The following is a 12,778-nucleotide window of genomic DNA, read 5'->3' as shown; positions in this document are numbered from 1 at the left end:
CACTCAATCGTGGAGGGGGTTGGTGAGGGTGATGTAGACGGACTGGGAGTCGACGGGGCCGACGAGCTCGTCGAGGCCGCCCAGGCGGGTGAGCAGATTCGCCTTGCAGCGCAGGGTGGGTGAGTCGAGCAGCCGCGCGGGGAGCGGTCCGAGTCCGGAGGCCTTGCCGAGGAACCGGCGGAAGGCGGCGAGCAGGACGCGTTCGTCCGCGAGCTGCTGGGATCCGAAGGCGCCGATGAGGCCGAGCACGTTGTTGATGCCGAGGTAGTAGGCGAAGCGTTCGTCGGTGACGGCGTCGGAGACGAAGGTGTCGCTGGCGCTGCCGATGCCGGGGAGCCGGCGCTCGAGTTCCGCGCGGTGGGATGCGCGGAAGTAGTAGCCCTGGTTGTCGCGGTAACGGCCGCCGACCGGCCAGCCGGCCGGGTCGAGGAGGACCAGGGTGTTCTGCTGGTGCGCTTCGAGGGCGATCCCGGCGAGCGCGTCGAAGGCGAGGACCGGCAGAACGACGTGCTCGAGGTAGCGCAGGAACCACTCGGCGGCGACGGCGGAGGTCGGGCGTCCGGTGGTGGCGGCGAGTCGGGAGACGGCCTCGGCGAGCCGGGAGCGCATGGTGGTCCGGCCCGGCCACGGGCGGGGCGCGGTGAGTGCGGCGACGCAGACGGCGTCGTCGTGGGAGCGGAAGGGGTTGTGACGCAGCACGGCGTCGAGTCCGGGGACGGGGGTGCCGTCCGGGGCGTCGACGGCGATCCAGGCGGGGTCGCGCACGATGTCGAAGCCGGGGTGGGCCGCCTGCCACTGTTCCGCGAGGCCGGTGCGGAGCAGCCGGTGCACCTCGACACCGCGGTGGAGTTCCTTGCGGAGGTTCTCGCGGCGGGAGTTGGTGATGCGCAGGCCCAGGGAGAGCTTGAGCATCGCGGGGGTGCCGGGGCGGTGGACGGTGCGGACGGAGGAGGTGGGGTACCAGGGCTCGCCGTACGGGCCCAGGTCGTGCAGGAGACCGGCGTCGCAGAGGGCGGCGACGGCGGGGCGCTGGAGCAGGTCGCCGGCCTGCCAGGGGTGCAGGGGAAGGGGGGTCGTGCCGTCGGGCAGGGGGAGTCCGGGGGCGAGCCGGCCGAGGAGCCGGGCGGCGGACACGGGGCGGCCGCGTTCGGTCCAGGCGGAGTCGGTGGCGAGCGCAGAGGGTTCGACGGCGAGCCAGTGCAGGGGGAAGGAGCCGTGGAGTTCGGGTGAGTAGCGGCGTGCTTCGGCCTCGGAGAGTCCTTCGCGGCCCTTCGGGTCCGGTTGGAGGGGGTGGCCGAGGAGGAGGGACTGTTCGGCGGTGAGGAAGAGGTCGCCGGCGACGGGTTCGGGCGGGGTGGGGCGTTCGCGCCGGTCGGCGATGAACTCGGCGGTGCGGCGCACCGAGTCGGCGACCCGGCCGACGAGGTCGGCGCCGCCGCGGCCGCCGCTGTCGCCTTCGCGGGCGAGCAGTGAGGCGAGGGTGACGGCGTCCACGGCCGGGGCGTGGGCGGGCGCGCCTTCGAGCCGGGCGGGGGCGAAGCGGTGCCAGCCGGCCGGGGACCAGTAGCGGACGGCAACGAGCAGGGCGGCGCCGGATGCGGGGAGGGGGATACGGAGCAGGGTTCCGACGGGCCCGTCGGGACGACCGATGCCGTTTTCGCGGACCCAGCACCGCAGCAGGTTCTCCACCGCCGCGGCCTCGGCGGCGACGGCCGGGTCGGGGTGGTCCAACAGGTCGGGCAGCATCGCGGGTTCGGGCCCGACCGGACCGCCAGAGCCGACCCGGGCCCGAAGCGTCCCGTCCTTCTGCCGCGGCACGATCCCCCCACCGAGGGCACCAAGGCCACCGCTCCCCGGGGCGGCCTGCGAAGCCGCCCCCTGAGGGGACTGCGAGGCCGAGGCAGCGCCCTCCGGCGCGGGCTCCGGGATGAACCCCCCAAGGCCGCCGCTACTCCGGGGACCACCGGGGGCCCCGAGGCCCCCCGTTCCACCGGTCCCGGGGGTTGGCCACGGCATGGCCTGCGGGACCGGAGCGGAACCCTCCGGCACGGACTTCGGGGTGTCCGCGCCAAGGCCACCACCGACGCCGCTGCTCCGGGTGCCACCGGGAGCCCCGAGGCTGCCCGTTCCGCCCGGGCCGCCGGGCCCCGGGGCTGGCCACGGCATGGCCTGCGGGACCGAAGCGGTGCCTTCCGACACGGGCTCCTCGGTGGACCCGCCAACGCCGCTGGCGCCGCCATTCCCCTGGGTGCCACCAGGGACAGCAGGACCGCCGGTCCCTGCGACCTGGCCGGCCCCGCTCCCACCGTGGCCGCCCGACCCACCAGGGGCGCCGAGGCCATGGGTTTCACCAGGGCCGCCGGTCCCCGGGGTCGGCCGCCGGGCCGCCTGCAAAAAACCCGAGCCCAACGGGGACTGCGGGGCCGGGGCAGAGCCCGCCGACTCCACCGGCTGCAGCCCGGGACCGCCCCAGGTAGTGGAACCGCCGACGCTCCCCGAATCGCCGGGGGCACCAGGACTGCCCGTCCCTGCAGTCCCGTCGGCCCAGCAACCGCTCGGGGCGCCGGACGCATCGGGGCTGCCGATCTCGGCCTGCCGCGGGGTGAGCTGGGGGCCCGAGGACTCCAGAGCGGCGCCCTCCGGCCCGGGCTCCGAGGCGGACCCGCCGAGGCCTCCGGCGCAGCCGTTCCACTGGCCTCCGGGGACACCGAGACCCTCCATCCCTGCGACCCCGCTGCTCGGGCCGTCGGCGGGGGCCCCGAGACCTGCGGTCCCCGAGGCCTGCCACGGGGTGCCCTCGGCCTTCGGGCTCTGTGCCCCGCCGGCACAGCTCAGGCCTGGGCCGCCGGGCGCACCGGGACTGCCGATCCCTGCGGTCCCCTCGGCCCCGCTCGGGAGCGAGTTCCCGCCGGTTCCGGTCAGACCACCGGAGGCACGGAGGCTGCCGATGTCGGGGAACGGCCACAGGGTGGCCTTGGAGCCCGAACCCATCCAGGGCTGCCGGGCGGGGGCGAGGCCCGTCAACTCCGGCTCCGGGGTGGCCCCGCCGAGGTGGGTGGCATCGCCCAGGCGCTCCGGGGCACTGGTCCCGGCATGGACATCAGACCCAGGAGGCGGCAGCCGATGGGGCTGGGACGCCGAGCCTGGCAGGGGCTGCGGGGACCGGGTCGCGCCCGGCGCCTCCCGCTCCGGCGCGGGCTCGCCTGGGACGCCGGAACCGCAGAGCGGGTCGGGCTCGCCCGGGGTGCCGGTCCCGGCAGGGACACCAGACCCGGGCGGCGACCACGGCTTGGCCGGGGACGCCGAGCCTGACGGCTGCGGTGCGGGCTCACCGGTACCGGGGGCCGGCCACCCGGTGGGCTGCAGAGCCGAGCCCTTCGGCTGCTGGTCCGGTGCCGGGACGTCGATCCGGGCGGGACCACCCGGGGCACTGGTTCCAGGAGGCGGCGAGCGGAAGGCATGCAGGGCCGAGCCCGCCGGCTCGTGGTCCGGTGTGGAGTCACCGACCGCGGCGGGCCCGTCCAAAGCGCCGGTCCCAGGAAGCAGCCAGCGGAAGGCATGCGGGGCCGAGCCCGTCAGCTGCTGGTCCAGTGCCGGGGCGCCGACAGGGCCGGGCCCGTCCAGCGCCGCGTTTCCGGGGGGCAGCAGGCGGGTGGGGTCCGGACGCGAGGCGGAGCCGGGCTCCGTGCTGCTCGGGCAGACGGTGGCGGGGGGTCGGTGCGGGGTGGCCTGGGCGGAGCCCGACGACTCCGGCTCCGCCACCGGGCCACCACGACCGGCCGGGAACGGGCCGGCGGGGGCCGCAGCGGCGTCAGGCCCGTCCAGGGCGGCGGGGGCAGCGGCCCTGCCCGGGTCGGCGGGAGCGCCGGGCATGCCCGGGGCGGCAGAGGCGCCAGGCCTAGCGGGGGCGGCAGGGGCGCCGGGCTGACCCGGGGCCGCAGAGACGCCGGGCCTGCCCGCGGCGGCAACGGCGTCAGGCCTGCCGGGGGCCGCAGCGGCGTCAGGGCTGCCTGGGGTGCCGGCACCGCCCGGGGTGCCGGCGCTGCCCGGGGTGCCGGCGCTGCCCGGGGTGCCGGCGCTGCCCGGGGTGCCGGCGCTGCCCGGGGTGCCGGCGCTGCCCGGGGCGGCAAGGAATCGGGGGGGCTGTGGGGCTGTCGGGGGGTGGAGGGCCGAGGGCTCGTGCGTTCCGCCCGGGGGTGCGGGGTGGGGGGCCGGGGTCGCGGTGGCGGGGTGCTGCGAGTCGGGCATCGCGGGTCCTTGCGGGTCAGTGGAGCCGGCAGGCTGCGGCGGCGGCGGGGATGGCGTCGGCCAGGCGGTCCAGGACGGCGGAGGCCTGTTCGTCGGTGAGCGTCAGCGGGGGCAGGAGGCGGACGACGCTGGAGTGGCGGCCGCCGAGTTCGACGATCAGGCCGCGGTTCAGGCACTCCTGCCGGACGGCCGCGGCGAGGGCCTGCGCCGCGGTCCCGGTCTCGGGGTCGACGAGTTCGACGCCGATCATCAGGCCGCGGCCCCGCACGTCCCCGATGCAGGGATGGTCGGAGGCCAGCCCGCGCAGGGCCGCCAGCATCCGCTCGCCCAGGGCCCCGGCGCGCTCGGCGAGACGGTTCTTCCGTACGTACGCCAGGGTTGCGGCCCCGGCCGCCATGGCCAGCTGGTTGCCGCGGAAGGTGCCCGCATGTGCCCCGGGGGCCCACACGTCCAGGCCCGACCGGTACACGATCACCGCCAGCGGGAGGCTGCCGCCGATCGCCTTGGACAGGACCATCACGTCCGGCACCACCCCGGCAAGGTCGACGCCCCAGAATGCGCCGGTCCGCCCGACCCCCGTCTGCACCTCGTCGGCGATCAGCGGGATCCCCCGGGCCTCGGTGATCTCGCGCATCCGGCGCAGCCATGCGTCCGGGGCCGGGAAGACCCCGCCCTCGCCCTGCACCGGCTCCACGATCATCGCCGCGGGCGTCGGCACCCCGCCCTTGGGGTCGTCCAGCAGGCTCTCGGTCCAACGGGCCCCGAGCCGGGCGCCCTCGGGGCCGCCGACCCCGAACGGGCAGCGGAAGTCCTGCGGGAACGGCAGCCGGGTCACCCGTACGTCCGGGGCTCCGCCCGAGGCTCCCAGAGCCCCGGCGGTCATCCCGTGGTAGGCCCCGGTGAAGGCCAGCAGCCCCGAGCGCCCGGTGGCGGTGCGGACCAGCTTGAGCGCAGCCTCCACCGCATCCGTACCGGCGGGCCCGCAGAACTGGATGCGGGCGTCCGCCGACAGAGCCGGCGGGAGGCAGGCGAACAGCTCGGTGGTGAAGGCGTCCTTGACCGGCGTCGCGAGGTCCAGGACGTGCAGCGGCGCTCCGGAGTCGAGGACGCCCCGGACGGCTTCGAGCACCACCGGGTGGTTGTGCCCCAGCGCGAGGGTGCCCGCGCCGGAGAGGCAGTCGAGGTAGCGCCGCCCGTCCGCGCCCTCGATCGTCAGCCCCCGGGCGCGCACCGGAACGATGGGCAGCGAGCGCGCGTACGTCCGGGCGGCGGACTCCCGCAACGCCTGCCGGCGCAGGATGCCCTCCGCCGCGGCCGGCCCGCCGGGCCCCGCCGCCCCCGTCCCCCGGCTCCCCTGCGGCGGCACCTGCGGAACAGGCGGAACCTCCAAAGGCACCTGAAATACCGGAGACGCCTGAGGTGCCTGAGGTACCTGCGCGGCGGCCGCGCCCTGCTCGGTCAAAGCCACGACTGTCGGACCTCCCGCACGGACTGCTCCACCGGATTGCGCCTCGAACATGAACGCTGCTCCCCCATCCCCCGTACGTACCAACGACGGTGGCGGCGGCGGATCACGGGTGGGCCCAAGATCCTTGTCCCGCTCGGACTTCGAGGCGCCCTTCCAGGACCGGAACCGCGGCCCCGGGCTGTGCCGTCCCCAACGGCAGCGGCATAGTGGGGTGCTGCACTCGGCGGCACGCACCTCGCGTGCCCCACGCACCTCAACTGCACCGCGTCTCACGCCCAGAATCACCAGGGGGATTCACGACATGCGACCGAACCGACCGGTCACCGCGATCCTGTGCGCGGCGGCACTCGCCATGACCGCCGCGGCCTGCGGACCCGGCGACGGGGAGGCCGGCGGCGACGCCAAGCCGACCGTGGCTGCGAGCCTCCCGTCCGGAGCCGACGGGATCAAGATCCCGGACCAGCTCAAGGACAAGCTCAAGCAGCACGGCATCGACCTGGAGAAGTGGAAGGGGGGTGCGTGGAAGAACTGGAAGCAGGAGGACTGGCTCCGCGAGGCGGGCGACTACATCAACCCGATCATCGAGGACCTGTGGGACCCGGACCGGATGCGCGAGGCCGACAAGACCCCGCAGCCCCCGGCCGTCGACCAGGACGCCGGCAAGGACCAGGGCGTCACCGACCCGACCCCGGCGCCGGTACAGGCCAAGGCCGCCAACGCGCCGTACCACACGAGCGTTCCGGTCTCCGGCAAGGTCTTCTTCGACGGCCCCGAGGGCTCCATGGTCTGCTCGGCGACCGTGGTCAAGGACCCGGCCCACCCCGGCAAGTCCAACATGGTCTGGACGGCCGGCCACTGCGTGCACGCGGGCAAGTCCGGCGGCTGGTACCGCAACATCGCCTTCGTCCCGTCGTACAACAACGCGGGCAAGCCGGCGGCGCAGCTCAAGGGCGCCCCGCGCGAGCAGGTGGCCCCGTACGGCGTGTGGTGGAGCGACTGGGCGCAGACCTCGGACCAGTGGATCGCGAACGGCGGTCCGACCGGTGGTGCGGGTGCCCCGTACGACTTCGCGGTGCTGCACGTGACCCCGGAGAAGAGCACCGGTAAGTCCCTGGAGGAGACGGTCGGTTCGGCGCTCCCGGTGGAGTTCAACGCCCCGGCGGTGCCGAAGGTCGCGAGCATCACGGCGACGGGCTACCCGGCGGCGGCTCCGTTCGACGGCCAGAAGGCCTTCCAGTGCACGGACAAGCCGGGCCGGCTGTCGCTGGCCGCGAGCGCCCCGGTGATGTACCGCATCGGCTGCACGATGACCGGTGGCTCCTCCGGCGGCGGCTGGGTGGCCGCGGGCAGTGACGGCAAGCCGGCGCTGGTGTCGAACACCTCGATCGGCCCCGCCAAGGCGGGCTGGCTGGCCGGACCCCGGCTGGGCCCGGAGGCCAAGGGGATCTTCGACGCCGTGAGCGCCAAGTTCAAGTAGCCCCACCCGAAGTTCAAGTAGCCCGACCCGCGTAACGCCTCACAGCGCGGTACAAGACCGAGGGCCCCCTGCATCGCAGGGGGCCCTCGGTTCGTTCATACCGCGTACGCGTTACCGCTTCGCCGGCACGTACGGCGCCAGGTCCGCCGCCAGTTCCTGGTGGACCCGCACCTTGAGCAGGGTGCCCTCCGGGGTGTGCTCCTCGGAGATCACCTCGCCCTCGGCGTGCGCCCGGGCGACCAGCGAGCCGCGGGTGTACGGCACCAGGGCCTCCACCTCGACCTCGGGCCGCGGCAGTTCGGAGTCGATGAGCCCGAGGAGCTCCTCGATGCCCTGCCCCGTGCGCGCCGAGACGGCGATGGAGTGCCGCTCGATCCGCAGCAGCCGCTGCAGTACGAGCGGATCCGCGGCGTCGGCCTTGTTGATCACCACGATCTCGGGCACGTTGACCGCGCCGACGTCGCGGATGACCTCGCGCACCGCCGCCAGCTGCTCCTCCGGCGCCGGGTGCGAGCCGTCCACGATGTGCAGGATGAGGTCGGAGTCGCCGACCTCCTCCATCGTGGAGCGGAACGCCTCGACCAGGTGGTGGGGCAGGTGCCGGACGAAGCCGACGGTGTCGGCCAGGGTGTAGATCCGGCCGCTGGGCGTCTCGGCCCGGCGCACGGTCGGGTCGAGGGTGGCGAACAGCGCGTTCTCCACCAGTACACCCGCGCCCGTGAGGCGGTTGAGCAGCGAGGACTTGCCGGCGTTGGTGTAGCCGGCGATGGCGACCGAGGGCACCTTGTTGCGGCGCCGTTCCTGCCGCTTGATGTCGCGGCCGGTCTTCATGTCCGCGATCTCCCGGCGCATCTTCGCCATCTTCTCGCGGATCCGTCGCCGGTCGGTCTCGATCTTGGTCTCACCGGGGCCTCGGGTGGCCATGCCGCCACCGCCGCCGCCACCCATCTGACGGGACAGCGACGCACCCCAGCCGCGCAGGCGCGGCAGCATGTACTGCATCTGCGCGAGTGCGACCTGCGCCTTGCCCTCTCGGGACTTGGCGTGCTGGGCGAAGATGTCGAGGATCAGGGCGGTCCGGTCGACGACCTTGACCTTGACGACGTCCTCGAGGGCGATGAGCTGGCCGGGGCTGAGCTCACCGTCGCAGACGACGGTGTCGGCTCCGCTCTCGAGCACGATGTCGCGCAGCTCGCGGGCCTTGCCCGAGCCGATGAAGGTGGCCGGGTCCGGCTTGTCACGGCGCTGGATCACACCGTCGAGTACGAGGGCGCCCGCCGTCTCGGCGAGGGCGGCGAGCTCCGCGAGGGAGTTCTCGGCGTCCTGCACCGTGCCGGAGGTCCATACGCCCACCAGCACGACGCGCTCGAGGCGCAGCTGCCGGTACTCGACCTCGGTGACGTCTTCGAGCTCGGTGGAGAGGCCGGCCACACGGCGCAGCGCCGCACGCTCGGAGCGCTCGAACTGCTCGCCGTCCCGGTCTCCGTCGACCTCGTGGCTCCAGGCGACGTCCTCTTCCATCAGGGCGTCGGCCCGAAGGCTCTCGGTGAAGCTCTGCGAGTCAGGCACGTCCTGTGCGTCCCGCGCGTCCTGGGAAGGGGAAGAAGAGGAGGTCATTGGATCCTTACGTCGATATCGAATGGGGCCCGTGGCCAGGCCTGACAGTAACTCTCACACTGCCACGTCCAACGTGTCACATCGCCGGGAGATTCCCCCCGGCGTGCGGCCCTGTCGATGGTGACATGCCCGTTCCCTGCCGGTCACACGCTTTTCGGGCTGCCCCACTCCGGGTGCCCGGGCATCGCCGGGGTCGTCTTCCCGTACAGCCACGGCTTCAGGAAGGCCTCCAGATCCCGTCCGGCCACCTCCGAGGCCATGCGTACGAAGTCGTCGGTGCCGGCGATCCCGTCCTGGTGCTCCGCCACCCAGCGGCGCTCCAGGACGTCGAAGGCCTTCGCGCCGATCTCCTGCCGCAGCGCGTACAGCACCAGCGCGGCCCCGTCGTAGACCACCGGCCGGAACAGCCCGATCTTCTCGCCGGGGGCGGCGGGCTTCGGTGCGGCCGGGGGCCCGCCGGCCGCCCGCCACTGGTCGGAGCGCTGGTACGCCTCGCGCATGCGCCGCTCCATGGAGTACTTGCCGAGGCCGTCCGCGTACAGGGCCTCGTACCAGGTGGCGTGCCCCTCATTGAGCCACAGGTCGGACCATGTCCGCGGGGTGACGCTGTCGCCGAACCACTGGTGGGCGAGCTCGTGGACCATCACGGCCTCCACGTACCACTCGGGGTAGCCCGCTCCCGAGAACAGGCCGTTCTCGAAGAGCGAGAGGGTCTGCGTCTCCAGCTCGAAGCCGGTCTTCGCCCGCGCGATCAGTACGCCGTAGTTCTCGAAGGGGTAGCGGCCGACGTGCTGCTCCATCCACTGGACGTGCCCGGCGGTCTTCTTCAGCCAGGGTTCCAGCCGCTGCCGGTCCGCGGCGGGGACCACGTGGCGCAGCGGCAGCCCGTGCGGACCGGTGCCCGCCACCACGGCGGAGTCGCCGATGGAGACCTGCGCGAGTTCGGTGGCCATCGGGTGCAGGGTCCGGTACGTCCAGGTGGTCGAGCCTGCGGCCCGGGGGGCCGGGAGGGCGCTCGGCACCCCGTTGGCGACGGCGGTGAGACCGGCGGGCGCGGTGATCCGGAAGGTGAAGTACGCCTTGTCCGCCGGGTGGTCGTTGCACGGGAAGACCCGGTGGGCGGCGTCGGCCTGGTTGGCCATGGCCAGGCCGTCGTCGGTGGGCACCCAGCCCCCGTCGGCGATACCGCGCGGATCGCTGGTGTGCCGGATCGCGATGTGCAGCGGCACGTTGGCCGCGACGGGGCTCGCCGGGGTGAGCACGAGGTCCTCCCCGGCGCTCTCGAAGTGCGCCGGCTCGCCGTTGACCTCGACGGACGCCACCGTTCCGTGGGTGAAGTCCAGGTTGATCCGCTCCAGCGGCTCCAGGGCGCGGGCGTCGATGACGGTGACCGCGTCGAGCGGGCTCTTGTTGTCCTTGTACGTGAAGGACAGGTCGTACGAGAGGACGTCGTACCCGGGGTTCCCGAGCTGCGGGAACAGCGTGTCGCCGATGCCCAGCGGCTTCGGCGGGGGCAGCACGGCGGCGACGAGGGTGAGGGAGGCCGCGGCGAGCAGGGCGGCGCGCAGGCGCGGGGAGGAGAGCTGCATCCCCCACCGCTTACCAGCCCCCGCCGCGCACCCGGGCACGACGCGCGACGGTTCCACCCGAACGGGACCTTCCGGCGACGACGCGGCCCAGGCCCGGCCCGGGCTCGGCCGGGGTCCGGGCCTCGCTCGGCCCCGGTGCGGCCTACGCCCGGCGCACGTCGTAGACGCCCGGTACGTCCCGCATCGCCCGCATCAGGGCCGGCAGTCCGGTCGCGTCGGGCAGCTGCAGCGTGTACGTGTGCCGGACGCGCTGCTCCACGGGCGGTTCCACGGTCGCGGAGACCACCTCGACCCCTTGGCGGGCGATGGCCTCGGTCAGGTCGGCCAGCAGGTGCGGGCGGCCGAACGATTCGGCGAGCAGGGTGACCCGACAGTCCGCCGTGGCCCGCCAGTGCACCGCGACGGAGGTCCGCCCGAGCGAGCGCATCTGAGCCACCGCCGCGCAGTGGATGCGGTGGACGGTGACGGCCCCGCCCCGTACGACGAACCCGGCGACGGCGTCCGGCGGCACCGGCGTGCAGCAGCCGGCCAGCCGTACGGTGGCGTCCGGCAGGTCGGCGACCGCGTTGCCGCCGCCGCCCCGGGCGCCGACCACGGACAGCGGTGCCCGGGCGGGCGCAGTGGCGGGTTTCACCGAGTCGGGATGCGCCTGGAGCCAGCTGCTGATGGCGATCCGGGCGGCCGGGGTCCTGGCGTGCTCCAGCCAGTCGGCGGCAGGCCCCGAGGAGGCGTCCTGGGCGATCAGCAGCTGGACGGTGTCACCGTCGGACAGCCGGGAGGCCAGGGAGGTGAGGCGCCCGTTGACCCGGGCGCCGATACAGCCGTGGGCCGCCTCGCCGTACTGCGCGTAGGCGGCGTCGATACAGCTGGCCCCGGCAGGCAGGCTGATCGTGCCCGGGGCACCGCCGTCGGCGCGGAACACGGTGATCTCCCGGTCCTGCGCCAGCTCGGCGCGCAGGACGCTCCAGAAGGTGTCCGGGTCGGGCGCCGACTGCTGCCAGTCGAGGAGGCGCGACAGCCAGCCGGGCCGGGTCGGGTCGACCCGCTCCTCGTCGCAGTCGGCGGCGTCGGCCGGAGAGCCGGCCTCCGCGGGTGCGGCGGCCTCCGCCGCGGCGTGGGCGTACGGATTGCCGAGGGCGACCACGCCGGCCTCGGCGACCAGGTGCATCTGGCGGGTACGGACGATGACTTCGGCGACGTACCCCTCGGGCGTGGCGACGGCGGTGTGCAGCGACTGGTAAAGGTTGAACTTCGGGGCGGCGATGAAGTCCTTGAACTCCGAGACGACCGGGGTGAAGCAGGTGTGCAGCTCGCCCAGCACGGCGTAGCAGTCGGCGTTCTCGCCGACGAGCACGAGAATGCGGCCGAAGTCGGAGCCGCGCAGCTCGCCGCGGTTGAGGGCGATCCGGTGCACGGAGACGAAGTGCCGGGGCCGGACCTGTACCTCGGCGGCGATGCCGGCGTCGCGCAGGACGGCTTTGACGGAGTCGGCGATGGCGGGCAGCGGGTCGCGCTCCCCGGCGTGGGCCGCGATGAGCGCGCGGGTGTGCTCGTACTCCTCGGGGTGCAGGATCGCGAAGACGAGGTCTTCCAGCTCGGTCTTGAGGGCCTGGACGCCGAGCCGTTCGGCGAGCGGGATGAGGACGTCGCGGGTGACCTTGGCGATGCGCGCCTGTTTCTCGGGGCGCATCACGCCGAGGGTGCGCATGTTGTGCAGCCGGTCGGCGAGTTTGATGGACATGACGCGGACGTCGTTGCCGGTGGCGACGAGCATCTTGCGGAAGGTCTCGGGTTCGGCGGCCGCCCCGTAGTCGATCTTCTCCACCTTGGTGACGCCGTCGACGATGAAGCAGACCTCGTCGCCGAATTCGGCGCGGACCTGATCGAGGGTCACCTCGGTGTCCTCGACGGTGTCGTGGAGCAGAGAGGCCGTCAAGGTGGTGGTCTCGGCGCCGAGTTCGGCGAGGATCAGGGTGACGGCGAGCGGGTGTGTGATGTACGGCTCACCGCTTTTCCGCATCTGGCCGCGGTGCGAGGACTCCGCAAGCACGTATGCGCGGCGCAGGATGGACAGGTCCGCGTCCGGGTGGTGGGCGCGGTGCGCCTCGGCGACGTGGCCGATGGCATCGGGGAGCCGGTCTCGGGACGTGGGCCCGAGAAGGGCAGCGCGCCCAAGTCGTCGCAGGTCAAGGCGGGTCCGGCCTCGTCTGCGGAGTTCGGGGCGCGCTTCGGGTCGTGCTTCGGGGTTCGTGGCCTCTGCACTCATGGGCACCTCCGGCGGCTTCGACCGGCGGTGGTGGGCATGGGGTGAGCCCTCAGGGCCGGTGCCTGATGCTACCGACCCCACCACGTGGCGCAGTCCGCCTCTCGCTCAGCGTG

The 12,778-nt window shown here is 74.0% G+C and carries 6 protein-coding genes; 1 reads left to right on the top strand and 5 read right to left on the bottom strand.

Translation table 11 applies throughout. From position 1 onward, the window contains the following. Positions 1-3: 3 nt before the first annotated feature. Together AB0M76_RS19285 and AB0M76_RS19280 are read right to left on the bottom strand one after the other, a co-directional pair. On the bottom strand, positions 4-2,016 hold the full coding sequence (locus AB0M76_RS19285; RefSeq protein WP_365954150.1) for an IucA/IucC family protein: 2,013 nt from the start codon (positions 2,014-2,016) through the stop codon (positions 4-6). A 2,248-nt stretch (positions 2,017-4,264) separates the two neighbouring features. After that, positions 4,265-5,767 carry a diaminobutyrate--2-oxoglutarate transaminase family protein gene (locus AB0M76_RS19280; RefSeq protein ID WP_365953978.1) on the bottom strand — a complete coding sequence of 501 codons (1,503 nt, stop codon included), beginning with the start codon at positions 5,765-5,767 and terminating at the stop codon, positions 4,265-4,267. A 250-nt stretch (positions 5,768-6,017) separates the two neighbouring features. On the opposite strand from AB0M76_RS19280, the gene AB0M76_RS19275 reads away from it, so the two are divergent. Next, positions 6,018-7,193 (top strand): hypothetical protein, encoded by a 1,176-nt coding sequence (locus AB0M76_RS19275; RefSeq protein ID WP_365953977.1) that lies wholly within the window; start codon positions 6,018-6,020, stop codon positions 7,191-7,193. Positions 7,194-7,304: 111 nt separating this feature from the next. Here the strand turns inward: AB0M76_RS19275 and hflX are convergent, their stop codons facing one another. From hflX to AB0M76_RS19260, 3 genes are all read right to left on the bottom strand, one after another. Then, complete coding sequence (hflX, locus tag AB0M76_RS19270) at positions 7,305-8,810, bottom strand: GTPase HflX (protein WP_266636118.1); 1,506 nt, start codon at positions 8,808-8,810, stop codon at positions 7,305-7,307. Between the two features lie 143 nt (positions 8,811-8,953). Continuing rightward, on the bottom strand, positions 8,954-10,399 hold the full coding sequence (locus AB0M76_RS19265; RefSeq protein WP_365953976.1) for a M1 family metallopeptidase: 1,446 nt from the start codon (positions 10,397-10,399) through the stop codon (positions 8,954-8,956). Positions 10,400-10,541: 142 nt separating this feature from the next. Beyond that, on the bottom strand, positions 10,542-12,665 hold the full coding sequence (locus AB0M76_RS19260; RefSeq protein ID WP_365953975.1) for an HD domain-containing protein: 2,124 nt from the start codon (positions 12,663-12,665) through the stop codon (positions 10,542-10,544). Positions 12,666-12,778: the final 113 nt, after the last annotated feature.

This window comes from Streptomyces sp. NPDC051364 (assembly GCF_040682115.1).
In the GTDB taxonomy this organism is placed as follows: Bacteria; Actinomycetota; Actinomycetes; order Streptomycetales; family Streptomycetaceae; genus Streptomyces.
This window is presented reverse-complemented; position numbering and strand designations above follow the sequence as displayed.